This is a genomic window from Brevundimonas sp. NIBR10 (assembly GCF_027912515.1).
Classification (GTDB): Bacteria; Pseudomonadota; Alphaproteobacteria; order Caulobacterales; family Caulobacteraceae; genus Brevundimonas.
In genome coordinates this window covers 2,830,743-2,855,009 of the sequence record NZ_CP115464.1, presented here as the reverse complement: position 1 = coordinate 2,855,009, position 24,267 = coordinate 2,830,743, and the positions used below count along the sequence as shown (strand labels likewise).

Below are 24,267 nucleotides of genomic sequence, written 5' to 3'. Positions count from 1 at the left end.
AACGCTCGTCATGTCCGACGCCGCCATCTCAGACACGACGACCGGGACCGAGGTCCCCGATTCCCGCGCGCCGCAGCTGGCGCTCGACGAAGCCCTGATGACCTCGCCCGAGCGGTTCTTCAACCGCGAGATCAGCTGGCTGAAGTTCAACACCCGGGTGCTGGAAGAGGCCGCCAACCCCGTCCATCCGCTGCTGGAACGGCTGAGGTTCCTGTCCATTTCGGCCAACAATCTGGACGAGTTCTTCATGACCCGGGTCGCCGGTCTGAAGGGCCAGGTTCGCGAGCGGGTGCGTGTGCTTTCCGCCGACGGCCTGACCCCGGCCGAACAGCTGGAACGGATCAACGTCCAGGCCGGCGAGCTGATGGCCGAGCAGCAGCTGCGCTGGGGCCAGTTGCGCAAGGAGCTGACGGAGGCCGGGATCGAGGTCATCCATTCGGCCAGGATCACCCGCACCGAAAAGGACCGGCTCGAACCCGAGTTCCTCAACCAGCTGTTCGCCGTGCTGACGCCGCTGGCCATCGACCCGGCCCACCCGTTTCCGTTCCTGCCCAACCTGGGCTTCTCGCTGGTGCTCAAGCTGAAGCGACGGGCGGACAGCCGGACCCTCTATGCCCTGGTGCCCGTGCCGACCCAGGTGCGCAGGTTCTGGGAGCTGCCGACCGATGGCCGGTCCAAGCCGGGTCGGCGGCGGTTCGTGGCGCTCGAGACCCTGCTCCTGCTGTTCATCGACCACCTGTTCCCCGGCTGCGACGTTCTGGAAAAGGGCCTGATCCGGCTGATCCGCGACAGCGACATCGAGATCGAGGAAGAGGCCGAGGATCTGGTTCTGGAATACGAGGAGGCGCTGAAGCAGCGCCGCCTGGGCGAGGTCGTGCGGATCAAGATCGAGGCCTCGACGCCGGACGACCTGCGCGATTTCATCGTCGGCGAACTGGAGGCCGCGCCTCAGGACGTGGTCATGGTCAACGGGATGCTGGGCCTGGCCCAGCTATCCGAGCTGATCCCGAACGGCCATCCTGAGCTGAAATTCCCCGGCTATGAACCCCGCTATCCCGAGCGGGTCCGCGACCAGGGCGGCGACGTCTTCGCCTCGGTTCGCGAGAAGGACATCCTGATCCACCACCCGTTCGAGAGCTTCGACGTGGTGGTGCAGTTCCTGCGTCAGGCGGCGCGGGACCCGAACGTCATCGCGATCAAACAGACCCTGTACCGCACCTCCAAGGACAGCCCCATCGTCGCCGCCCTGATCGAGGCGGCCGAGAACGGGAAAAACGTCGTCGCCCTGGTCGAGATCAAGGCCCGGTTCGACGAGGAGGCCAATCTGCGCTGGGCCCGGGCGATGGAGCGGGCCGGGGTTCACGTCGTCTTCGGCTTCGTCGAATACAAGACCCACGCCAAGCTCAGCATCGTGGTCCGGCGCGAGGGCGAGGCGCTGAAGACCTACTGCCACTTCGGCACCGGCAACTATCACCCGGTGACGGCCAAGGTTTATACCGACCTCAGCCTGTTCAGCTCGGACCCCGTGCTGGCCCGCGATGCGGGGCGGGTGTTCAACTACATCACCGGCTATGCCGAGCCCGACGACCTGGAAGCCCTGGTCGTCTCGCCGCTGAACATGAAGTCGACGCTGATCGAACTGATCGGTCAGGAGATGGCGGCGGCGGCCAAGGGCAAGCCGGCGGCGATCTGGGTCAAGCTGAACGCCCTGGTCGATCCCGAGATCATCGACGCCCTGTACCGCGCCAGCCAGTGGGGCGTGCGGATCGAGCTGGTGGTGCGGGGCATCTGCTGCCTGAGACCGGGAGTACCCGGCCTGTCGGAGAACATCCGGGTCAAGTCGATCGTCGGACGGTTCCTGGAGCACAGCCGGATCATCTGTTTCGCCAACGGCCGCGACCTGCCGCACGACAAGGCCAAGGTCTTCATCTCTTCGGCCGACTGGATGGAGCGCAATCTGAACCGGCGGGTCGAGCTGATGACGCCGATCAGGAACGCCACGGTCCATGACCAGATCCTGGACCAGATCATGGTCGCCAATCTGAAGGACGATATGCAGAGCTGGTCGCTGAACGCCGCCGGCGACTATGTCCGCGTCACCGCCGACCCTGATCGGCCCTTCTCTGCGCACCAGTATTTCATGACCAATCCCAGCCTGTCGGGGCGAGGCCGCAAGGTGAAAAACAAGCCGCAAGCGCTTCGCTACGTTCGGCAGGGTCGATGAACGTGATCTATGCGCCGCCCCGCGAGGCGGCCGTGATCGACATCGGGTCGAACTCGGTGCGGATGGTGCTGTACCGACTGGAAGGCCGGGCCATCTGGACCGTGTTCAACGAGAAGGTCCTGGCGGGTCTGGGCCGCGACCTGCCTGCCACGGGTCGACTGTCGCCGGCGGGCGTGACCATGGCCCTGACCACCCTGCGCCGGTTCGCGGCGGTGCTGGAGGGGGTCAAGCCGGCCTATACCTTCGTCGCGGCGACGGCGGCGGTGCGCGAGGCCATCGACGGCCCCGACTTCTGCGGTCAGGTGGCGGCCCAGACCGGGCTGCAGGTCCGCGTCCTGTCGGGCGAGGAGGAGGCGCACTATTCGGCGCTGGGCGTGATCGCAGGGGACCCGTCGGCGGCAGGGGTCGTGGCCGACATGGGCGGGTCCAGCCTGGAGCTGATCCGGATCGGCGAAGGGGCGCTGGAGGCCGGCGTCACCCTTCCGCTCGGCCCCTTCAGCCTGGCGGACGCCGAAGGGTTCGACGTCGATCGCCTGAGGGCCCGGGTCGGTCTCATCCTGAAGCCCGTAGCCAAGCCGTTCGCGGCCGATCATCTGCATGCCGTCGGTGGCGGCTGGCGCTCGCTGGCCCAGCTGCACATGGCGATCAGCGACTATCCGCTGAAGATCGTCCACCAGTATGCGATGACCGCCGACGATGCCCGCGACGTGGCGCGGCTGGTGGCGCAGCAGTCCCGGGCCTCGCTGGACCGGCTGCCGGGCGTGTCGCGCAAGCGGGCCGAGACCCTGCCCTATGCCGCCCTGGTGCTGGAGGGGCTGATCGATCGGCTGGGGCTGAAGACGATCCATTTCTCGGCCTGGGGCCTGCGCGAAGGTCTGTTGTTCGAGGCGCTGGACCGGGACGAGGCGGCAGAGGACCCGCTGATCGCCGGGTGTGAGGCGCTCGGGGCCCGGCAGGGGATTTCGCCCCACCTGCCCGCCGCACTCAACGGCTGGCTGACCAACCTGATCGCCGCCCTGCCGCCGGCGTTCGGCGCGCAGCGGGACGGGGTTCTGGCCGCCGCCGCCTGTCGCCTGGCCGATCTGGGGGCTCGGCTGCATCCCGATCACCGGCTGGAGCTGGCCTTCGACCAGGTGCTGAGGGCACCGATTCCGGGCCAGACCCATGCCGAACGGGTCTTCCTGGCCTGCGTGCTGAACGCCCGGTACGGCGGGGGCTCCGCGACGCCGAGCCCCGCCGTCACCGACCGGCTGCTGGGCGAGGACGCACGGCTGAGGGCACGGGCCCTGGGGCTGGCGATCCGGCTGGGGTGCGATCTGTCGGGGCGATCGCCGCAGTTGCTGGCCAATGCGGCGCTGACGGTGTCAGGCTCAACGCTGAAGCTGACCGCTTCGGACGGATATGCCGCCGTCCTGCTGGGCGAACAGACCCGGCGTCGGGCCAAGGCCCTGGCCGAGGCGATGAAGCTGAAGCTGGAAATCTGACGGGCGACGGTCCACGGTTGCGCCTTGATGGAGGGTGCGGACATGGCGGTCACCGGTATCGGCGGGTTCTTTTTTCGGTCGCAGGATCCCAAGGCCCTGGCGGCCTGGTATCTGACGCACCTGGGGGTCGGGGCGCCGGAGGGGATGTTCCTGTGGGACCAGCAGGCGGGGCCCACGGTGTTTTCGCCGTTCAAGGCCGACACGGACTATTTCGCCGCGGACAAGTCATGGATGCTGAACCTGCGGGTCGATGACCTGGACGGCATGCTGGCCACGCTGCGGGCCGCCGGGATCGAGATCACCACCAAGCCCGAGTGGGACGCCTCGCCAGAGATCGGCCGCTTTGCACGCATCCACGACCCCGAGGGCAATGCGATCGAGCTTTGGCAGCCGCCGGCGCCCTGATCTCTCCTCCCCATCGGCCAAGCGGCCGACGGGGAGGAGAACCGTCACTCGATCTCGACCACCTCGACCCGGGCACCGTTGAGGACCAGGGCGATTTCGCCGCGCTTGAGCTTCAGGGCGTCCTCGCCGAACAGCTGGCGGCGCCAGCCCTTCATGGCGTCGACATCGGCTTCGTCGGACAGGGCGATCTTTTCCAGGTCGGCGACATTGGCGATCAGTTTGGAGGCGACGCCGGCATTGTCGCTCTTTGCCTTGAGCAGGACCTTGAGCAGTTCGACGACCGAGGGCGGCGCCGGCTGGTTGTGGCTGGGCCGGTCCATCTTGGGCGCGTGGGCTTCGGGGTCGGCCATGACCCGCTTCAGTTCCTCGATCAGTTCGAGACCCAGGCGTGAGCCGCCGAATCCCTTGGGCACCGAGCGCAGGCGGTTGAAGGCCTCGACGTCGAGGGGGGCCTGGGTCGCGATCTCGTCGATGGCCTCGTCTTTCAGGATGCGACCGCGCGGCTGGTCGCGGTCCTGGGCCGCCTGTTCGCGCCAGACGGCGGTCGCCTTGAAGGCCGCCAGGTATTTGGCGTTGAACTTCTTGGGCTTCAGCCGCTTCCAGGCCTTGTCCGGCGTCGTGTCGTAAAGCTCTGGATCGACCAGATCCTCCATCTCCGACATGACCCAGTCCAGCCGGTTCTCCTTGATCAGCCGGTCGCGCAGCTTGGGATAGAGGGCCGCCAGATGAGTCACGTCACCGATGGCATAGGTCAGCTGGGCGTCCGACAGAGGGCGGCGCGACCAGTCGGTGAAGCGGCTGCCCTTGTCCAGGTCGATCCGCAGCATCTGACGCACCAGCGAATCATAGCTGACCTGATCGCCGAAGCCCGCGGCCATGGCGGCGACCTGGCTGTCGAACATCGGCTTGGGCATCGCCCCCAGCTTGACGAAGATCTCGGTGTCCTGACGCGCGGCGTGGAAGACCTTGATCACGACCGGGTCGCGCAGGATGTCCAGGAAGGGCCCCAGGTCCAGTCCCTCGGCCAGGGGATCGATGATCGCCTCATGCGTCGGGGTCGCCGCCTGGATCAGGCACAGCTTGGGCCAGTAGGTGGTCTCGCGCATGAACTCGGTATCGACCGCGATAAACGGTGCGGTCGATACGGCCTCGCAGAAGGCAACCAGAGCGTCATTGGTGGTGATCGGCGTCATTCGGATGCTATAGCCCCGCGCACAGGCGTTGTGGCAAGAGCCACGACATATTTCCGCACTGATTCAGGCCTCGCGAACCCATGAGCGATACACCAAAGCCGCTGGACAACGGCCTGACCTATGCCGACGCAGGCGTCGACATCGATGCGGGCGAGATGCTGGTCGAGGCGATCAAGCCCCTGGCCAAGTCGACGCGACGGCCGGGTGCCGAAGCGTCGCTGGGCGGATTCGGGGCCCTGTTCGACCTCAAGGCCGCCGGATTCGTCGATCCGCTGATCGTCGCCACGACCGACGGCGTCGGCACCAAGCTGAAGATCGCGATCGAGACGGGCCGTCACGATGGCGTCGGCGTCGATCTGGTCGCCATGTGCGTCAACGACCTGCTGGCGCAGGGTGCCGAGCCCCTGCTTTTCCTCGACTACTATGCGACCGGCAGGCTGGAGATCGACGCGGCGCGTCGGGTCGTCGCCGGGATCGCCGAGGGTTGCCGTCAGGCCAGCTGCGCGCTGGTGGGTGGTGAGACGGCCGAGATGCCGGGCATGTATTCGGGCGGCGACTACGATCTGGCGGGTTTCTCGCTGGGCGCCGTCGAACGGGGCCACGCCCTGCCCTATCTGGATCGCCAGTTCGCCGGCGACGTCATCATCGGCCTGGCGTCCTCCGGGCCGCACTCCAACGGCTATTCGCTGATCCGCAAGGTGGTCGAGAAGTCGGGTCTGTCGTGGGGCGATGACGCGCCGTTCGCCAAGGACCGGTCGCTGGCCCAGGCCCTGATGGAGCCGACGCGCATCTATGTGAAGCCGGTCCTGCCGCTGATGAAGGCTGGTCTGATCAAGGGCGCGGCCCATATCACCGGCGGTGGCCTGATCGAGAACCCGCCGCGCTGCATCGCCGAGGGCCTGACCCCGTCGTTCGACTGGGACGCTTGGCCGATGCCGGCGGTGTTCAAGTGGCTCGGCGAGGTCGGCGGGATATCGGATCACGAGTTGCGCCGGACGTTCAACTGCGGCATCGGCTTCATCCTGATCGTGGCTCCGGAGAACGTCGAGGCGGTGCTGGAAGGCCTGCTGGAAGCCGGCGAGGCGGCATTTGTCTGTGGGCAGCTGGCCTGACGCCTGGTTGGTGGCCGGTGGTTAGGTGTTCAGTCCCGAGGGGTGATGGACTCAGTATAGCTGGTCGCACAGATCGTGAGGAACTATGGGCCAGATACTTCACGGCAGCGCCACGGCCACGCACGCTGTCCGAGCCGGGATACAGCGATCGAAAGCTCCGCTCAAGAATCTAGCAGCGCGCTACGGCCGGAACCGAAAGCCCGTAGCGAAGTGGCGCAAGCGCGTCTTCGTCCGCGACGCGGCCATAGGTCCCCAGGCCCCTCGATCGATGGTGCTGACCGCCGACGAGGAGGCAATGGTCGTCGCCCTTCCACAAGCATGCCCTGCTTCCCTTGGACGACTGCCTTTGCGCCCGGCCGGCGACGATCCCGCACCGAAGCTGGTCAGCCCTGCACCGCTGTTTGCAACGGCAAGGCATCAGACGGCTGCCTAGGATCAAGGGCGACAGGATCGCCCTGAAGATCTTCAGGCCTTATGCGCTGGCCACTTCCACATCGACATCGACGAAGTGTGGATCGTGGCGGGTAAGCTGCACCTGTTCGTCGTGGAAACCAGCCAGGGCGGGGTCCGAACGATTTGCGGTCAGGCGGGCTCGACGGTTCGGTGGGAGTTCATCGCGACGGCGACACCGGGGCCCGAGAACTTGACCATCTCGACATCGACGATTTCGAGAATGTCGAGGTCGGCCATGCCGTTGACGACATGGAATGACAGGGGCAGCTGTGCCCAGGTGGCCTTGATCCAGGCCAGTTCACCCCTTCCGGTCCACCGCCGGAACTCGAAGTCGTCGAAGTTGATATTGGCGACCGTGCCGCCGCTGCCCGCCGGGGCGGCCGATGTCGTCACACAGGCGACGTCGGCCCCCTCCTTGCCGCCCGGGCTCGTGCGAGGCACATATTTGTAGTACATCTGGACACCACCGCCGGAGCCGGGAAGCTTGCGCTCCGGATTCTCTTCCTCGACGAGGTCGGTCAGGCGGATGTTGAAGAAGGTGTGATCATACCAGCTCACATCACAGGACGCGGTTCCGGCCGACTCGTCCCAGTCGATGTCGGTGAAGTTGGCGAACATCTTGGGGAAGCCCAGTTCATCGCGGCCCGTCATGATCGCGTCGGGGCTGCCCTCCCAGATCACGGGACACAGTGCCCCGTCGAGCCTTTCGGTCTTGCCCTGGTAGGTCACGGGAAAATCGATGGACAGGATGCCGTAGCCACGACCGGCCAGCCAGTAGAGGTCCTTGAACCAGGCGCAGCGGGCGGACACGAACGGGTCGCCACGCAGGCTGAAGCCGGGCGGGAGCAGCTTCTCCAGCGTTGCCGGATCGGTACGGAAGCTCGTCTTCATCCAGAGGGAGTTCATCCGCCCCCCTCCTCCGGCGTCCACATCCTGCCGTCGGGGTGCTGGCGGGGGCCAGGCGCGGGGCCGAACATGATCGGCATGCGGTAGCGGGATGCGGGGTTGGTTACGAAGGCCATGGTGATGTTGCCTTTCGTGGAAGCAGTTTGGCCGGCGATAAAGTCGCATCGCGTTTTTCGCGAACGCCCGCCGGTCTATGGGTTGGAAATCAGGGTGTAGGGACGAGATCCGGCCTGGGCGCTCCACTGACGGCTGCGGGCGCTCCGGTCAGTGCGGCGGTCCAGGCGGCCATCAGATCGACGGCGTGTCCGGTGCCAAAAACATGACGATCCGGACGGATCAGCACCGCCTCGGCACTCGCGTCCGCCAGCCAGAGAGCGATCTGTTGGGCGAAAGGCGCGGCTTCGGGCTGATCGAGGTCAAGAACCGCAACGCCCGACACCTTCGGCAGATCGCGCCCGATGAGGGGCGGTCCGATTCCGGGCAGGAGCGCCCTGCCGTCACGATATTGAAAAGAGGGTACAATTATGACTAGGTGGTCAAATGGCAAAGACTGGCACGAAAAAGTCCGACACACCGATCGAAATCCTTGCTGCACCGCGGGTCGATCGCCGGGTGGTCAGAACACGCGCCGCAATCATGGGAGCCGGCCAACGTCTCTTCGGGGCCAGAAACTTCGACGGCGTGACGATCGACGACATCGTGGAGTCCGCCGACGTCGCAAAAGGGAGCTTTTACAATCATTTCGAGGACAAGCAGAGCCTGGCCGACGCGATCGTCGAACTGGTCCAGAGCGATTGCGAACGCGAAGTGTCCATGATCAACACGGGCGTCACCGATCCAGCGACGCGCATGGCGCGGGCCATGGTCGGGCTTGTCCGGTATTCCCGTGAACACCCCGATCGATACCGGGCCATGGTCAACCTGACCAAGCGCGCCGATGTCGCCGCCCCGATCAATGCCGGCGTCAGGCACGATATCGAGATCGGCCTCGCAGCGGGCCAGTATCATTCCATCACGATCGAAGGTGGCGTCCTCGTCGCCTTCGGCATGATCGCCTACACCATCGACTACCTTTCGAACACGCAGGTGTCCAAGTCGCCCCAGGCGATCACTCAGGAGATGGCGTTCATGCTTCTGCGGGCCCTCGGCGTCAGAAGCCCCAAGGCGAAATCAGTTTCTCAGTCGGTCGTCACTGAACTGCTCGGTGAGCATACGGCCTGACCGGCTATCGACAGCGCGTCGGCGCGGTTTGAAAGCCGCAGTAGCGTTGCAGCCAGGCCGCGCCGGTCGGACGGCACCTTACGGTATCTGGCACCCGGCCAGACACGCCAGTCGCCCCCCCCCCCCCCCCCCGGCTTCAAGCACAACTCCGATTGATGGCCATAATCGAACTGTTCGGCTGTTCAGGCTCGCTTGTCGGGCGCAATCGGGTTGCCGACATCTCGCGGCAGGGCGCGTTGAACCAAGGTCGCCAGGTCGCCGTCGTGACGAAAGCCGAGTTCGTCCGCGACTCGTGTGTCCAGAGGCGGCTGGCTGGCGAACTGGCCCTCGACGGCGGGATCGGGCTCGTATCGAATCTGCGACGGACTGTCGGGAAGTCGCGCCTTGATGGCCGCCACCAGCGCCCCGATCATCACCCTCTGGGCCGGCAGATTGAACGCTCTGCGCTCGCCGAGACGTTGCCTCGGCAATTTCGCCGCGTGGATCAGGGCATCGACACAGGCCTGGATCGAAATCAACCATGAGGTCCCGTCGGCCGAGACAGGCATGCTGAAATCCTCGCCGGCTGCCACCGCGAAGAACACCTGGTTGAGAAAGGCTGACTTCAGCCGGGCGTCCGCGCCCGGACGCGCCACAATCCCGGGCAGACGCAAGGCGACGCCGTCGATCCAGCCCCGCGCTGTGAACTGCTGAAGCGCGACTTCGCAGATCAGCTTCTGGGCCCCCGTAGATCATCACGGGATCGGTCGGCGTATCGTCATCGATGCGGTCATGCCGGCGTGGTCCGTAAACGGCGATCGAACTCGCGAAGACGACGCGAGGGTTGGTCGACAGATCACGCAGCGCCTCGAACAGGGACAGCGTCGCATCGATATTGACGCGGCGCGCCAGCGCAGAGTTCGCTTCGGCCGCACCGCCCAGGATGCCGGCCAGATGAAAGACGAGGTCCGCGCCCCCATCGATCAACGCCTGCTGAATATCGGGGTCGCACAGGTCGCCTTCGACAAGGCGGACCCTCGGATCGTCCGGGGTACCCGTGAGATCCCGATCGTTGAGCGAGAACTCGGCCTGGGCGTAGGCCGGGTTGTTCAGCATCGCCCGCACGAGGGACGCCCCCACATAGCCGCCGGCACCCGTCACAACGACCCGCTGTGGCTGGCGGATCACGGATGAATCTCAGGCAGGACCCGGCCGCCGACTTCCACCGGAATGGCCTCGATCAACACGAACACGATCCGGCAGACCGTATCGACCGAGGGATTGCGCCAGAGGTGGTTGGTGCCACGCTGTACGACGATGTCGCCTGCGGACAGCGCGACCACGTCTCCGCCGTCGAGTTCCAGCTCCAGCTTGCCCGACACGATGATCCCGTAGTCGATCGAATAGCTGCGATGGAGTGGGGATGACTTGCCCGGCAGCATGTCGACGACCCGGATCACCGACCCGCCGTTCAGCGTGAGGCCCGCCGGGATGGGCCCGTCGCTGCCGTCATTGAGGTCGGCCGGCACCGCCGGTGTGGTCCAGATGAGCTGGAAGTCGGCGTCACCACTCGGGATCGGAGCAGGCGTCAGCTGCTCGTCGCTGCGGATGACCGACCGGCCCTCCGGATCGTGCGTCGTCACAATGCGGCGGACTGGCAGGGCAGACATCAGCGGGCGTCCGCCGAAAGACTGCCACGGCGCAGTGCAGTTGCAGCCATCGGTCTGAAGAGGCCGGCACTTTCAATGCGAATACACAGCGACTTCACAACCATTTCCCCACCCGCGACCCTTCTTTTGCGGGCCTGGGACAAAAGGCTAGTCTACGAAATGGATCTGTAAATGTGATTGTTTGGATCAATCACAATCCGTCTTGCGAATGCGGACGCCCGACCGCCGCAGCCTCAAGTCTCACCGCCGCAGCCTCAAGTCTCACAGAGGAAGACCGACGTAGTTCTCGGCAATCGCTGTCCTGGCCGAGCGGGAACCGGCGATATAGTCCAACTCCGCCTGCTGCATCCGCCGGTCAAAAGCGTCCGTCCCGGGGAACCGGTGCATCAGGGTCGTCAGCTGCCAACTGAACCGCTCGGACTTCCAGACCCGGGCAAGGGCCTTTTCCGAATAGCCCGCGACGCCGTCCTCATCACCGGACTTGAAGAACCGGATCAGGGCGTCGGACAGATAGGCGACGTCGGAGGCGGCCAGGTTCAACCCCTTCGCCCCGGTCGGCGGGACGATGTGAGCGGAATCCCCGGCCAGGAACAGCGACCCGTGCCGCATGGGCTCGAACACGAAGGATCTCAGCGGCGCGATCGACTTCTCGATCGCCGGCCCCCGTGTCATCCGGGCCGCCGCTTCCGGACCCAAGCGCACGGCCAGCTCGTCCCACAGCCGGTCATCGGGCCAGAGCGCGATGTCTTCATCCACCGGCACCTGGATGTAGTACCGGCTGCGCGTCTCTGATCGCATGGACGCCAGGGCGAAGCCGTTCGGATGGTTTGCGTAGATCAGTTCGTGGTGACACGGCGGCACATCGGCCAGAATGCCGAGCCAGCCGAACGGATAGACCTTCTCATAGACCCGCCCGACGCTGTCCGGGATGGCCTTGCGCGACGGTCCGTGGAAGCCGTCGCAGCCGCAGATGAAACGCGCGTCTAGCCGGTGCTCCACCCCGTCCCTGGAATAGGTCAGCCAGGGCGTGTCGCTCTCGATATCGTTGAGGGTCACGTCGCCCGCCTCATAGACGATCTGCAGTCCCCGCGCCTCGGCGACGTCCATCAGGTCGCGCGTGACCTCGGTCTGGCCATAGACGGTGACGGTCTTGCCGGTCAGTTCGCCGACGTTGATGTGGATCAGCTTCTCCCCGTCCGCCAGATAGAATCCGTCGTGCGGCAGGCCTTCGGCCTTCAGTCTTTCGTTGATGCCCAGCTTGTGCAGCAGGTCGGTCAGGGTCGCCTCCAGCACCCCGGCCCGAATCCGGCCCAGCACATAGTCGGCGCTGGCGCGCTCGACGATGACGACCTCGATCCCCTCCAGCCGAAGCAGATGGCCGAGCAGAAGCCCGGCCGGGCCCCCGCCGACGATCGCGACCTGGGTTTTCTGGACGGTCGTCATGCCTGCAACTGCTTTTCGAGCTGGTCGAGGATGCGGTAGCAGGGCAGCACCTGGGCGACCGAACTGTTGGGCTCACGGCCTTCGCGGATCGCGGCGATGAACTCGCGGTCCTGAAGCTCGATGCCGTTCATCGACACGTCGACGTTCGACACATCGACCTGTTCCTCCTTGCCGGTGAACAGGTCGTCATAGCGGGCAATCCACGTGCCGTTGTCGCCGATATAGCGGAAGAAGGTCCCCAGCGGCCCGTCGTTGTTGAACGACAGCGACAGGGTGCAGATCGCGCCAGATTCGCTCTTGAGCTGGATCGACATGTCCATGGCAATCCCAAGCTCGGGATGCAGTGGCCCCTCGATGGCATTGGCCTTGACGATGGGGCCGCACTGATAGGCGAACAAATCGACCGTATGGGCCGCGTGGTGCCACAGCAGGTGGTCGGTCCAGCTGCGCGGCTGGCCCTTGGCGTTCATATTCTTGCGGCGGAAGAAATAGGTCTGGACGTCCATCTGAGAGATGGCCAGTTCCCCGGCGACCACCTTCTTGTGGATCAGTTGGTGGCTCGGATTGAAGCGCCGGGTGTGGCCGACCATGCAGATCAGACCGGTCTCGTGCTGCTTGTCGTTGACGGCCTCGGCGTCGGCCAGGCTGTCGGCCAGGGGAATCTCGACCTGGACGTGCTTTCCGGCATCCATGCAGGCAATGGCCTGGGCGGCGTGCATCTGGGTCGGGGTACACAGGATGACCGCATCGACTTCGGGCATGGCCAGGCTTTCAGCCAGGTCGGTCGTGACGTGTTTGATGCCGTATTTGTCCGCGACAGCCTGGGTCGGCTCCAGAGTCCGGCCGATCAGGCTGACGACCTCGACACCGTCGATCAACTGCAGTCCGTCGAGGTGTTTTTCACCGAATGCGCCGGCGCCGGCGAGTGCGATCTTCATGGGGGAATCTCCTGAAATCAGGTGACGGGTTCGAGCACGATGTGCCCGACCGCGGTGTTGGAAGCGGGCACATGGTAGTGCCGGTGAAGTTCGCGGACGTCGGCGCCCAGCGCCCCGCGCATGATCAGCCACATGACCATCTCGATGCCTTCGGAACCGGTCTCGCGCAGGTATTCGATGTGCGGGATGTGACGCAGGCGCTCTGGATCGGCGGTCAGGTCGTCGAGGAAGCGCTGGTCCCATTCCTGGTTGATCAGGCCGGCACGCGGCCCCTGGAGCTGGTGGCTCATGCCGCCCGTGCCCCAGATCTGGACGTTCAGGTCTTCGGGATAGGAGGCGACCGCACGCGCGATGGCTTCGCCCAGGGCGTAGCAACGATTTCCCGTAGGAGGCGGATATGTAACCACATTCACCGCCAGCGGCACGACCTTGCACGGCCAGGCCTCGGGCTGGTTGAACATCAGACTCAGCGGCACGGTCAGGCCGTGGTCGACGTCCATCTTGTTGACGATGGTCATGTCGAAATCGTCGAGGATGCACGACTGGGCGATGTGCCAGGCCAGATCCGCATCGCCGATGACGTCGGGCACCGGGCGCGCGCCCCATCCCTCGTCGGCCGAGGCGTAGCGTTCGGCGCACCCGATCGCGAAGGTCGGGATGAAGTTCATGTCGAAGGCCGTAGCGTGGTCATTGTAGACCAGGATCACGACGTCGGGTTTCTGGGCCTTCTCCCACGCCCGTGTCCATTCATAGCCGGCGAACACGGGGGCCCAGTATGGCTCGCCCGTCCTGTCGTGATCGATGGTCGCGCCCAGGGCGGGTACATGGCTGGTGGCAACGCCGGCGGTGATACGGGCCATCAGAGGGATTCCTTCTTGGAACGAAGACCCACCGGCGAGCGACCGCCGGCGATCATCATCGCCTGATAGTCAGGCTGGCTCATGCCGGTCATGGTTCCGACGGCCTGCAGGAAGCTGATCTCGTCGGTGAAGAAGACCTTGGCGAGGAAGTAGATGTTGCCGCCTTCGTCGAGCGCAGCATTGTAGTCGCGGGCCAGGACCGCGGCCTTCTGCGCCTCGGTCATCGGCCATTCGTCAAGGTAGGCGCGCTCGTCCGCCTTGAACCGCTCGCGGTTGTCGGCCTGCATCAGTGTCATGCAGAACTGGTTCAGCCAGTAGCCCTTGCGTGCGCGGGCGGCAGTGAATACGCGGGTGCCGGGGATATCCTCCAGTTCTTCCAGATACTCGTGGATATCCTGCGTCTCCGCGATCATCGCCCCTGCCCTTTCAGGATCGCGTCGAGGCGGGGAAACACGCGACGCGCATTGCCCTCGAAGATCGCGTGGCGCTGGTCGTCCGACACGTCGAGCGCATCGACATAGCGTTTGGTGTCGTCGAAATACTGGCCGGTCTCGGGGTCGATGCCGCGCACCGCCCCGACCATTTCCGAGCCGAACAGGATGTTCTTGGTCTCGATCACCTTGACCAGCAGATCGACACCCGGCTGGTGATAGACACAGGTGTCGAAGAAGACGTTGTTCATCAGGTGCGACGCCAAAGCCGGCTTCTTGAGCATGTCGGCCAGGCCGCGATACCGGCCCCAGTGATAGGGCACGGCCCCTCCCCCATGCGGGATGATCAGCCGCAGGGTCGGGAAGTCCTTGAACAGATCGCCCTCGATCAGCTGCATGAAGGCGATGGTGTCGGCGGCGATGTAATAGGCACCGGTGGCGTGCAGGGCGTGGTTGCAGCTGCCGGAGACGTGGATCATGGCCGGAACGTCCAGCTCGACCATCTTCTCGTAGAACGGATACCAGTAGCGGTCGGTCAGGGGCGGATGCTGGAAATGGCCGCCGCCGGGGTCGGGATTCAGGTTGCAGCCGATGAAGCCCAGTTCGTTGACGCACCGTTCCAGCTCGGCGATCGAACCGGCCAGATCGGCTTTGGGCGACTGGGGCAGCATGCAGACGCCGACGAAGGTTTCGGGGTACAGGCCCACGACCCGCGCGATCAGATCGTTGCAGCGCCGGGCCCATTCCAGGCTGACCGCTTCGTCCCCGACGTGGGGCGCCATGGTCGAGGCGCGCGGCGAGAAGATCGTCAGGTCGGCACCCCGTTCCCGGAGTAGCTTCAGCTGGTTCTTCTCGATCGTCTCGCGGATGTCGTCGTCGGAGATATCGGGATAGGCGGGCGCGGGCTCACCGGCTCGATACGCCGACACCTGCGCCTCGCGCCAGGCCGTGTGGGCCTCGGGTGCCGTCGTATAGTGGCCGTGGCAGTCGATAATCAGGGTCATGCGGCTTTCGCCCTTCTGTTCAGCACCGAGGCGATCTTGGAGAGCAGGCCAACGGGAGGCGTCTTGAGACCGAGCGATCCGACGGCGGCCTGACGGACCACCGTGCCCCGGCTCATGTCCGACCCGACGCCGAGGTCGTCCAGCGTGCGAACCACCTCCTCCATCTCGGCCGAGCGACGCAGGCCGTGGACCATCATCCGGTCGAGGTTGTAGTCGGCGCGCGGGCCCCAGTCGGCACCGGGCCAGCTGGCATCCAGTGAGGCGATCACCTCGTCGAGCACCCCCGCCTCGCTCGCGGCCAGGACGCATTCGGTGCTCAGGGCCTCGAGCCCCTTGATCATCACCGAGCGGATCATCTTGATCGAGGACGCTCGACCGACCTCACGCCCCACGACGCGGATGTTGGTGAACCCCAGACGGTCAAGGGCCTGGGCCGCGTCTTCGGCCTTGGCACCGCTCAGCAACAGAGGCGCGACCATGGCGGCGGGTTGGACCGGGGACATCACGGCGACGTCGACATAATGGCCACCCGCAGCCTCGATGGCCCGGGCGCCGGCGCGCTTGGTCTCGGGGGCGACGCTGTTGAGATCGCAGTAGAGGGCACCGGGCGCCATCGACCTGGCGGCCTCGACCGCAACGGCCAGAGCCTGATCGGCGGTGACCAGCGACAGGATGACGGCGGCCCCTGCGACGGCGTCGGCCGCAGCGTCGCTGCCGACGACGCTCGCGGCCTGATAGTCGGCCCATTTCGCATCGCGCGTCGCCGCGTCGTCGGTCAGGCGATCGTAAACCCGCGCCCGATTCCCCCAGCCGCCCGCAGAGGCGAACGTCTGCCCCGCCTCGCCGAAGCCGATCACGGCTATGCCATCAAGGTTCAGAACCATGGGACGGGGATAGGCAGGTCCGCCTCAACCGGCCAATCGGATTGTCCGCCGCCCTATCAAGAAATACGAACTATGGGTTCATAGCGATAAGCCGGGCCTGCTCGCCGAGCACATCGAGAAACCGGCGCTGAAGCGCGGTGGGCCGCCAATCCGCACGGGAAGTGACGCCGATCGTGCGGCTGACGTCGCCGGGGGCGTCGGCGACCTTGACCAACCAGCCTGCATCCAGCTCGACGGCCACCTGATCCGGTGACAGCAGGGTCAGGAAATCACTCTGCAACAGCATCTGGCGGATCATGATGACCGACCCGCACTCGATCGGCACGCGCGGCGCGACCGCGCCCGCCGCCTCGAACATCGCCTGCCACTGGGAACGCAGTGGCGTTCCGGGCGCCGGTGTGATCCATGGATAGGCCAGCATCCTCTCAGGTGTCATCGGCTCCGCCGCCCCGGCGAGCGGATGGCCGGCCCGCGCCAGGATGACGGGCCGATCCTCGAACAACGGTGTCTGAATGAGACCCTCGTCCGTGATGCTGGAGCGAAGCGCGCCGACCATCATGTCGATCTCGCCATCCCTGAGCGGCCCGATGAGTTCGGCATGAGACCCCTCGATGATCCCGACGCTGACCTCGCCATGCAAGGCGTGGAAAGCCCCCACGGCCGCTGGCAGCAGGCGGGCGCGCGACAGGGGCATGGCACCGACGGTGATCCGGCCGACCTCGCGCCCCTCGAGCAAGGCCAGTTCCGACATCGCCGAGCGCAGTTCAGCCTCGCCCAGCCTGAACCGTCGCGCGACCCCCGCGCCCCGCGCCGTCAGCGCGACCCCCTTGCCACGCCGCTCGACCAGGATATGGCCGATCGCCAGCGAGAGGTCGCCGACCGCCCGATGCAGGGACGGCTCGCTGAGCCCGGTCTCGGCGGCGGCACCGGAATAGCTCCCGCGCCGCGCCAGGGCAAGGAAGGCGCTGATCTGGGCCGCCGTCGCATGGCGGCTGTCCATCAGCCTGATCGCCGCCGCGACACGCGGTGCCAGCAGGGTCGCCGCCGCCGTCGGCGTCATCCCGCCGGGCCGTCTCTCGAACAGGGGCAGGCCGATCTGCCGCTCCAGCTTGGCGATACCCTGGGTGATCGCGGGCTGGGTCAGGTTCACGACGCGAGCGGCCGCGCTGATGCTTCCGGTCTCCACGACAGCAGCGACGGCACGCAGATGGCGGATATTGAGAGCGAATGGTTCCACGGACGAGACTTAGCACAGGCTAATATGCACACCAGCTTTCCCATTAGCGCTGAACACCGCGCGCTCGCATCACCTTCGGTGCTGAACTCAAGGGAGCCGTCATGGCGGGCATCGTCGTCCAGAACATCCACCGCGTTGACCTCGCAACCATCGACGGTCTCGCCGCCTGTGGCGTGGCCACGGTCCACGAGGCCCAGGGGCGCACCGGACTGCTGGCCCCGCACATGCGGCCCATCTACGTCGGAGCCCGGATCGCCGGATCGGCGGTGACCATCTCCGCCCCTCCGGGCGACAACTGGATGATCCACGTCGCCATCGAACAGCTTCGTGAAGGCGACGTCCTGGTTCTGGCACCGACCAGCCCCTGCACCGACGGCTATTTCGGCGACTTGCTGGCCACCTCGGCCCAGGCGCGCGGTTGCCGTGGCCTGATCATCGACGCCGGGGTGCGTGATGTGCGCGATCTGACCCAGATGAACTTTCCGGTCTGGTCGAAGGCGGTCCACGCCCAGGGCACGATCAAGGGCACCCTGGGCTCGGTCAATGTGCCCATCGTCTGCGCCGGTGCCGTGGTGAACCCCGGCGACGTGGTCATCGCGGACGACGACGGCGTCTGCGTCGTGCCCCGCACCGACGCGGTCGAGGTACTGAAGAAGGCCCAGGCCCGGGAGGCGCTTGAAGAGTCCAAGCGCCAGCGCCTCGCCGCTGGCGAACTGGGCCTCGACATCTATGACATGCGCGGCAAGCTGGCCGAGATGGGCCTCAAGTATGTCTGACTCCGCTCGCGTGATGTGGATGCGGGGCGGGACGTCCAAGGGGGGCTATTTCCTGGCCGACGACCTGCCCGCCGATATCGCCGAACGGGACGCCTTCCTGCTGCGGGTCATGGGCTCGCCCGATCCGCGCCAGATCGACGGCATGGGCGGCGCCGATCCGCTGACGTCCAAGGTCGCCGTGGTGTCGAGGTCGGACCGCGACGGCGTCGATGTCGACTATCTGTTCCTGCAAGTCTTCGTGGACAAGGCCATCGTCACGGACCAGCAGAACTGCGGCAACATCCTCGCCGGGATCGGTCCCTTTGCCATCGAGCGCGGCCTGGTCCCCGCGACCGGGGACGAAACCCCCGTCACCATCTTCATGGTCAACACCGGCCAGATCGCCGTCGCCTCGGTCCGGACGCCGGACGGAGCGGTGACCTACAATGGAGACGCCCGCATCGACGGTGTGCCCGGAACCGCCGCCCCCGTGCCGCTGGAGTTTCGCGACACGGCCGGATCGAGCTGCGGAGCCCTGCTGCCCACCGGCAACGCCGTAGACGAGGTTAACGGCGTCCGCGTCACCCTGATCGACAACGGCATGCCCTGCGTCGTCTTCAAGGCCGAGGACGTCGGCGTGACGGGATACGAAACGCGGGAGGAGCTCGACGCCGACGAGATCTTGAAGGCCAGGATCGAGGCCATACGGCTGATCGTCGGGCCGATGATGAATCTGGGCGACGTGGCCGACAAGTCGGTGCCCAAGATGATGCTGGTCGCCCCACCCCGGAACGGTGGCGCGGTCACGGTCCGCAGCTTCATCCCCAAACGCGCCCACGCCTCGATCGGCGTCCTGGGTGCCGTCAGCGTGGCCACCGCCTGCCTGATCGACTGCTCACCCGCCGCTGAGGTCGCGGTCATTCCGGACGGCCGCAAGAAGACCCTGTCGGTCGAACATCCGACCGGCGAGACCACCTGCGTCATGGAACTGGACGAGGCCGGCACCGTCGTCACCTCGGCCATGCTCCGCACTGCCCGCAAACTGATGGATGGGATTGTCTTCGCATGAGTGAGCGCATTGTCAGCTGGCACGCAAACGCGTCGAAGCCAAAGTTCACGCCGCCCCCCGGTGCCGTTGACGCCCACTGTCATGTCTTCGGGCCCATGGCCGAGTTCCCGTTCAGCGCCAAGGCCAAATACCTGCCCGAGGACGCAGGTCCGGAGATGCTGTTCGCCCTGCGAGACCATCTCGGCTTTTCCCGCAACGTCATCGTCCAGGCCAGTTGCCACGGCACGGACAACGCAGCGACCCTGAATGCCATCGCGAAGTCGAACGGCATGGCGCGCGGTGTCGCCGTTGTCGATCCGGCAATCACCACCCAAGAGCTGAACGCCCTGCATGACGGCGGCATTCGTGGCGTCCGCTTCAACTTCCTCAAGCGGCTCGTGGACGACGCGCCCAAGGACCGGTTCATCGAGGTCGCAAAACGCATCCAGGATCTGGACTGGCATGTCGTCATCTATTTCGAGGCCGACATCCTGGACGAGATGCTGCCCTTCCTCGATGCTATTCCGACGCCCATCGTCATCGATCACATGGGTCGGCCGTCGATGTCGCAGGGCCCCGACGGTCCGGAAATCACGGCGTTCAAGGCCCTGCTCGACAGCCGCGACGACATCTGGACCAAGGTCACCTGCCCCGACCGGCTGTCGGCACAGGCCGACCCGTGGGACGACTTCGTCGAGGTCGTGCGGCCCATCGTCGAACGCTATCCCGACCGGATCCTGTGGGGCACCGACTGGCCGCACCCGAACATGCAGGACAATATCCCCGACGATGGCCATCTGGTCGATGTCATCCCCCGCATTGCCGTCACAGCCGAACTGCAACACCGGCTGCTGGTCGCCAATCCGATGCGCCTCTACTGGCCTGAACAGCCCGTGAGCGCTCGATGAGAGCCGCCAGTATGGCGATCATCATCGGGCTGTGTTTCGCCGTCGCCGTGCTGGAAGGCTTCGACATCCAGGCGATGGGCGTCGCCGCGCCGCGCATGGCCCCCGAACTGGGGCTTGGGCCGGACCAGATGGGGATGGTTTTCGCCATCGCCAATGTCGGTCTGGCGATCGGGGCTGCCTTCGGAGGCTGGCTGGCCGACAAGGTGGGGCGCAAGCCCGTCTTCATCGGCTCCGTCGCGGTGTTCGGGGTCTTCACCCTGGCGACGATGGTGGCGGACACCTTTCCGGTCCTGACCGCCGTCCGCTTCCTGACCGGCCTAGGCCTCGGCGCGGCCCTGCCCAATATGGTGGCGATCGCGTCAGAGATCAGCCCGCCGGGACGACGCACCCTGATAACGTCCCTGATCTTTTGCGGCATGCCCGTGGGGGGCGCGACCTCGGCCCTTGTCGCCGCCAACCTGCCCCAGGGTGTGGACTGGCGCGCCCTGTTCCTGCTGGGCGGTGCGGCACCGCTGATCCTGATCCCGGCCTTCGTGATCCTACTGAAGGAGACCCGCGCCGTCGTCGATGCGACCAGGGCCAGGCCGCCATCCCTGGCGAATGTCCTTTTTGGCGGAGGACGCGCGGCCCCGACCCTGCTGATCTGGCTGGCCTTCTTCCCGACCCTGATGATCCTGTATCTGCTGCTGAACTGGCTGCCGACCCTGGCCGTCGCCAAGGGGCTGTCGGCGTCCGTGGCGCCGCAGACCGCCCTGTATTTCAATCTGGGCAGCGTGGTGGGATCGATCGTCCTCGCCGCCTGCGCGGACCGGTTCGGATGGCGCTGGCCCCTGGCCCTGGCCTTCGCCCTGTTCATCGCGGCCATCGTCGGTATGGCAACCGTCACCACGGCGACCCCGATCCTGATCCTCAGCGCCGGCGCCGGCTTCTGCCTGCTAGGATCCCAGTATGCCCTGTACGGCGTAACGGCCGGCTACTACCCGGCCCTGGGGCGGGGTGCCGGTGCCGGCGCGGCGATCAGCGTGGGGCGGCTGGGATCCATCGCCGGCCCCATCCTGGCCGGGGCCATGCTGGGTGCCGGCGCGCCGGTCGCAGACGTCTTGAGGGTCATGATCCCCATCGCCGCTTTCGCCGGCCTCACCGCCTTTGCCCTCAGCTTCATCCGGCCGGGCGGCGACAGAGACCAGACGGCCTGATCCCCCGCATCGCGGCCTTGGCGCATCAAGGGGCCGTCTGGTGAGGATCGCTGCATTAACAGGCGAGCCAGCACGAGCTGGCGATGCTTGTCGGCGAAAATCACGGCCGACTGATCGAAGACCTGAAACGGATCGTCGAACACTCCACGTGACCGGGCCGGACGGTGATCTGCGCGAAAGTCGTCGTCAGGCGCACCGCTGAGCAGGCCGCGCGGTGCGCTACTGGCCGCTACTCGACTTTTGCACGCGACGACGTCCGGCTCTGCACGTCGATCAGCGGGCCGCCAGGGCCTTCGATCCGCGTCGACTCGACACCGTAGGCACGGCGCAAAATCTCGGGCGTCAGCGCGGCATCGGGGCGGCCGTCGGCCAGGACCTGGCCCTGCGACAGGACAACGACTCGGTCCGATATCCGGAACGCCATGGACAGATCGTGCAGGGTGACGACGACGCCGACACCATCACGGGCCAGTCTTCCGAACAGAGCGGCGGCATCGAGTTGATGGGCGGGGTCCAGGCCCGTCAGGGGTTCGTCGGCCAGCAGCCATTCCGGCTCACTGGCAAGCGCGCGCGCCATCAGCACCCGTGCGCGCTCGCCGCCCGACAGGCTGTCGACCAACCGGTGCTCGAACGCCGTCACATCGGCAGACGCCATGGCCCTGTCGACGGCAGCGCGATCCCCATCCGTCTGGCCTCGTGCGCCGATGAAGGGGGTCCGCCCAAGTTCAACCAGGGTGCGGCATTCGATGGGCCAGGCGATCTCAGGAGTCTGGGGCAGGTAGGACAGGCGACGCGCGCGTTGGCGAGGCTTGACCCCGGTGAGGTCGGCTCCATCCAGCGTAACCCGGCCAGAGTTTGGCTCGCGCAGGCCTGCCAGACAGGTCAGCAGGGTCGACTTGCCCGCACCGTTGGGACCGACGATGGCCGTCACGCCCCCGGCAGACAGGCTCAGGTCGATGCCGGAGAGGATCGATCGCGAGCCGATCGTCACACCCAGATTTTCGCAGGCCAGGACGCTCACGTCATCGTCCTCCGCAGGCGGAGCAGGAGCACCAGGAAGAAGGGGGCACCGAGCACGGCCATGGCGACGCCCAGTTTCACCTCCACCGCCGCCGGGATGACCCGGACCACGATATCGCCGGCCAGCACGATGACGGCACCGCCCAGCAGGCTGGGGCCCAGCAAGGCCCCCGGCCGGCCCCCGACGAAAGGCCGCAAAAGATGCGGCGTGACCAGTCCGACGAAGCCGATGACGCCCGTCACCGCCACGCTCGCCCCCGCTGCCAGACCGACGCCGAGCGCCAGAAACCAGCGCGTGCGCGACATCGAGACGCCGAGCGACCGTGCGCCCATCTCGCCCAGGGTGAGGGCGTCGAGGACCCGGCCTGTGGCGAGCAGCAACCCACATCCGACGGCGATGAACGGCAGGGCCATCGTCACCTCATCGAAGCTGCGATCCGCCAGCGATCCCATCAGCCAGTCTACGATCTCGCTGACGGCCCAGGGGTTGGGGGCGAGCGACAAGGCCAGCGACAGTCCGGCGCTGGACAGGACGTTCAGGATCGCTCCCGCCAGGATGAAGGTCACCATGCTGGACGCCGCGCCCGACAGCAGCATCAGGAGGCCGACCCCGATGAGGGCACCGCTGATCGCCGCGACCGGCAGGGCCCACGGCGCGACCGCCGTGACCCCGTAATAGAGGGTCAACACCGCTCCCAGAGCGGCCATGCCCGAGACACCCAACACGCCCGGATCGGCCAAGGGGTTGCGCGTGTATCCCTGCAAGGCCGCACCCGACAGGCCGAGCGCTGCACCGACCCCGATCCCCAGAAGGGTCCGCGGAAGGCGAAGCTCGAACACGATCGACCAGCGGGGGTCGGCGCCGAACGAGGTCCACGCGCTCCATGGGGCCCAGACCCGGCCCGCCAGCAGGCTGACCATCGACAGGATCACCAACAGGCCGATCAGGCCCGCATAGAGAAGGGGACGGCTGACCGGCTTCATGCGGAGCTCGTCTCTGCTGCGTCGCGCGCCCGCGCCAGGGCCGCCGCCGTCTGGATCAGCACCGGGCCGCCACAGAACAGCAGACGCTCCGGAAAGGTCGCCCGCCGGATCCGCTCGGAGACGGAGGCCAGCGCCGGATGGCGGACCAGCCGCTCGGCCCGGCTGGGGGCACCGGCGGTCGCTTCGCCGGACAGCAGGACATCCGGCGGATCGGCGATGATCCGTTCCAGCGGCACGCTCATCGACTGGCGCAGCCCATAGTCGGTCGCGGCGTTGCGGAACCCGGTTCGGGTCAGCATCTCGTCCATCAGGGTGCCGGGCGCCGATGCGAAACCGCCCGGCATGAAGACCAGGGCCGACAGGGGCTTTGCGCCGGGGGATGGGTCTGCGGCCTGCAAGGCGGCCTCGATCCGCGCGACGACCGCCTCGCCGCGATCGGGATGGCCGATCAGGGTCGCCACCTCACGCACCTGTTTCAGACTGTCGGCAACCGTCTCCGGCACAGGGAACACCCCGGACCGGACACCGAGGCGTTCCAGCAGATCGACCCGCGCCTGACCCGGCCCGGACAGCACAAGATCCGGCGTCAGATTGATGATCTCCTCGATCGTCCCGCGCGTGGACGGCAACTGGCGGGCCTGTGCGGCGATGGTCGAGTTGTAGGCGTCGGAGGAATAGTGGCTGAGCGCCGCGATCTGCGACCGGTCGGCGACCTCCAGCAGGATGACGTCCAGGCACGGATTGACCGACACGATGCGTCGCGGCGGACCGGCAGCCGACCCGACGGGTGCCACCGGATGGGCCGACCCGCACGCCGCTGTGGCGAGCGCCAGCGTCAGCCCACCCGAGACGGCCGCGCGGCGGTCCAGTGTCTTGGTCAACTGTCCCTCCCCTGCTGCCGGGCCCACACTG

Annotated in this window: 25 protein-coding genes; 11 read left to right on the top strand and 14 right to left on the bottom strand. The window is 66.4% G+C overall.

Features of this window, described 5'->3' with window-relative positions:
* Positions 1-10 precede the first annotated feature (10 nt).
* The 3 genes from O5K39_RS14055 to O5K39_RS14045 are packed head-to-tail and all read left to right on the top strand — an operon-like array spanning position 11 to position 4,113.
* Positions 11-2,224 (top strand): RNA degradosome polyphosphate kinase, encoded by a 2,214-nt coding sequence (locus O5K39_RS14055; protein ID WP_271144241.1) that lies wholly within the window; start codon positions 11-13, stop codon positions 2,222-2,224.
* The gene (locus tag O5K39_RS14050; RefSeq protein WP_271144240.1) at positions 2,221-3,708 is read left to right on the top strand and encodes a Ppx/GppA phosphatase family protein; all 1,488 of its coding nucleotides are present in this window, start codon (positions 2,221-2,223) and stop codon (positions 3,706-3,708) included. The genes O5K39_RS14055 and O5K39_RS14050 overlap by 4 nt, the downstream gene beginning before the upstream one ends.
* Positions 3,709-3,750: 42 nt before the next feature.
* On the top strand, positions 3,751-4,113 hold the full coding sequence (locus O5K39_RS14045; RefSeq protein WP_271144239.1) for a VOC family protein: 363 nt from the start codon (positions 3,751-3,753) through the stop codon (positions 4,111-4,113).
* Positions 4,114-4,157: 44 nt separating this feature from the next.
* On the opposite strand, the gene rnd is transcribed toward O5K39_RS14045, so the two are convergent.
* Positions 4,158-5,306 (bottom strand): ribonuclease D, encoded by a 1,149-nt coding sequence (rnd, locus tag O5K39_RS14040; RefSeq protein WP_271144238.1) that lies wholly within the window; start codon positions 5,304-5,306, stop codon positions 4,158-4,160.
* Between the two features lie 80 nt (positions 5,307-5,386).
* Here rnd and purM point away from each other — a divergent pair, with 80 nt between their 5' ends.
* Complete coding sequence (purM, locus tag O5K39_RS14035; protein ID WP_271144237.1) at positions 5,387-6,418, top strand: phosphoribosylformylglycinamidine cyclo-ligase; 1,032 nt, start codon at positions 5,387-5,389, stop codon at positions 6,416-6,418.
* A 582-nt stretch (positions 6,419-7,000) separates the two neighbouring features.
* Here purM and O5K39_RS14030 read toward each other — a convergent pair.
* Positions 7,001-7,777, bottom strand: a complete 777-nt coding sequence (locus O5K39_RS14030) for an acetoacetate decarboxylase family protein (RefSeq protein ID WP_271144236.1) — start codon at positions 7,775-7,777, stop codon at positions 7,001-7,003.
* 301 nt (positions 7,778-8,078) lie between these two features.
* Here O5K39_RS14030 and O5K39_RS14025 point away from each other — a divergent pair, with 301 nt between their 5' ends.
* Both O5K39_RS14025 and O5K39_RS14020 read left to right on the top strand, forming a co-directional pair.
* Positions 8,079-8,309, top strand: coding sequence for a hypothetical protein (locus tag O5K39_RS14025; RefSeq protein WP_271144235.1), 231 nt, complete (start codon positions 8,079-8,081; stop codon positions 8,307-8,309).
* An 8-nt stretch (positions 8,310-8,317) separates the two neighbouring features.
* Entirely contained in the window at positions 8,318-8,998 is a 681-nt protein-coding gene (locus O5K39_RS14020) for a TetR/AcrR family transcriptional regulator (RefSeq protein WP_348637108.1), read from the top strand.
* 182 nt (positions 8,999-9,180) lie between these two features.
* On the opposite strand, the gene O5K39_RS14015 is transcribed toward O5K39_RS14020, so the two are convergent.
* Positions 9,181-9,651, bottom strand: a complete 471-nt coding sequence (locus O5K39_RS14015; RefSeq protein WP_271144233.1) for a hypothetical protein — start codon at positions 9,649-9,651, stop codon at positions 9,181-9,183.
* A gap of 118 nt (positions 9,652-9,769) precedes the next feature.
* On the opposite strand from O5K39_RS14015, the gene O5K39_RS14010 reads away from it, so the two are divergent.
* A complete protein-coding gene (locus O5K39_RS14010; RefSeq protein ID WP_271144232.1) occupies positions 9,770-10,171 on the top strand; it encodes a hypothetical protein in 402 nt (133 codons plus the stop codon).
* Here the strand turns inward: O5K39_RS14010 and O5K39_RS14005 are convergent.
* From O5K39_RS14005 to O5K39_RS13970, 8 genes are all read right to left on the bottom strand, one after another.
* Complete coding sequence (locus tag O5K39_RS14005; protein WP_271144231.1) at positions 10,162-10,647, bottom strand: cupin domain-containing protein; 486 nt, start codon at positions 10,645-10,647, stop codon at positions 10,162-10,164. The two genes, O5K39_RS14010 and O5K39_RS14005, sit on opposite strands and share 10 nt — an antisense overlap.
* A 261-nt stretch (positions 10,648-10,908) precedes the next feature.
* Positions 10,909-12,090, bottom strand: a complete 1,182-nt coding sequence (pobA, locus tag O5K39_RS14000; RefSeq protein WP_271144230.1) for a 4-hydroxybenzoate 3-monooxygenase — start codon at positions 12,088-12,090, stop codon at positions 10,909-10,911.
* Positions 12,087-13,028, bottom strand: a complete 942-nt coding sequence (locus tag O5K39_RS13995) for a Gfo/Idh/MocA family oxidoreductase (protein ID WP_271144229.1) — start codon at positions 13,026-13,028, stop codon at positions 12,087-12,089. The genes pobA and O5K39_RS13995 overlap by 4 nt, the downstream gene beginning before the upstream one ends.
* Before the next feature lie 17 nt (positions 13,029-13,045).
* Positions 13,046-13,888 (bottom strand): class III extradiol dioxygenase subunit beta, encoded by an 843-nt coding sequence (locus O5K39_RS13990; protein ID WP_271144228.1) that lies wholly within the window; start codon positions 13,886-13,888, stop codon positions 13,046-13,048.
* The gene (ligA, locus tag O5K39_RS13985) at positions 13,888-14,301 is read right to left on the bottom strand and encodes a protocatechuate 4,5-dioxygenase subunit alpha (protein WP_271144227.1); all 414 of its coding nucleotides are present in this window, start codon (positions 14,299-14,301) and stop codon (positions 13,888-13,890) included. Before ligA ends, O5K39_RS13990 begins: the two co-directional genes overlap by 1 nt.
* A complete protein-coding gene (locus O5K39_RS13980; RefSeq protein WP_271144226.1) occupies positions 14,298-15,323 on the bottom strand; it encodes an amidohydrolase family protein in 1,026 nt (341 codons plus the stop codon). The genes ligA and O5K39_RS13980 overlap by 4 nt, the downstream gene beginning before the upstream one ends.
* A complete protein-coding gene (locus tag O5K39_RS13975; protein ID WP_271144225.1) occupies positions 15,320-16,207 on the bottom strand; it encodes an NAD(P)-dependent oxidoreductase in 888 nt (295 codons plus the stop codon). Before O5K39_RS13975 ends, O5K39_RS13980 begins: the two co-directional genes overlap by 4 nt.
* Positions 16,208-16,277: 70 nt before the next feature.
* The gene (locus tag O5K39_RS13970) at positions 16,278-17,444 is read right to left on the bottom strand and encodes a LysR family transcriptional regulator (protein WP_271144224.1); all 1,167 of its coding nucleotides are present in this window, start codon (positions 17,442-17,444) and stop codon (positions 16,278-16,280) included.
* A gap of 101 nt (positions 17,445-17,545) precedes the next feature.
* Here O5K39_RS13970 and ligK point away from each other — a divergent pair, with 101 nt between their 5' ends.
* From ligK to O5K39_RS13950, 4 genes are read left to right on the top strand one after another with little or no spacing between them, the layout of a single operon-like run.
* A complete protein-coding gene (gene ligK / locus O5K39_RS13965; protein WP_271144223.1) occupies positions 17,546-18,220 on the top strand; it encodes a 4-carboxy-4-hydroxy-2-oxoadipate aldolase/oxaloacetate decarboxylase in 675 nt (224 codons plus the stop codon).
* Positions 18,213-19,268: a 4-oxalomesaconate tautomerase gene (locus O5K39_RS13960; protein WP_271144222.1), complete on the top strand. Its 1,056-nt coding sequence runs from the start codon at positions 18,213-18,215 to the stop codon at positions 19,266-19,268. The genes ligK and O5K39_RS13960 overlap by 8 nt, the downstream gene beginning before the upstream one ends.
* Positions 19,265-20,155: an amidohydrolase family protein gene (locus tag O5K39_RS13955; RefSeq protein WP_271144221.1), complete on the top strand. Its 891-nt coding sequence runs from the start codon at positions 19,265-19,267 to the stop codon at positions 20,153-20,155. Before O5K39_RS13960 ends, O5K39_RS13955 begins: the two co-directional genes overlap by 4 nt.
* A gap of 11 nt (positions 20,156-20,166) precedes the next feature.
* A complete protein-coding gene (locus O5K39_RS13950) occupies positions 20,167-21,351 on the top strand; it encodes an MFS transporter (RefSeq protein WP_271144220.1) in 1,185 nt (394 codons plus the stop codon).
* A gap of 229 nt (positions 21,352-21,580) precedes the next feature.
* Here the strand turns inward: O5K39_RS13950 and O5K39_RS13945 are convergent, their stop codons facing one another.
* The 3 genes from O5K39_RS13945 to O5K39_RS13935 are packed head-to-tail and all read right to left on the bottom strand — an operon-like array spanning position 21,581 to position 24,236.
* Complete coding sequence (locus tag O5K39_RS13945) at positions 21,581-22,372, bottom strand: ABC transporter ATP-binding protein (protein ID WP_271144219.1); 792 nt, start codon at positions 22,370-22,372, stop codon at positions 21,581-21,583.
* Positions 22,369-23,355: an iron ABC transporter permease gene (locus tag O5K39_RS13940; RefSeq protein WP_271144218.1), complete on the bottom strand. Its 987-nt coding sequence runs from the start codon at positions 23,353-23,355 to the stop codon at positions 22,369-22,371. Before O5K39_RS13940 ends, O5K39_RS13945 begins: the two co-directional genes overlap by 4 nt.
* The gene (locus O5K39_RS13935; RefSeq protein ID WP_271144217.1) at positions 23,352-24,236 is read right to left on the bottom strand and encodes an ABC transporter substrate-binding protein; all 885 of its coding nucleotides are present in this window, start codon (positions 24,234-24,236) and stop codon (positions 23,352-23,354) included. Before O5K39_RS13935 ends, O5K39_RS13940 begins: the two co-directional genes overlap by 4 nt.
* Positions 24,237-24,267 lie beyond the last annotated feature (31 nt).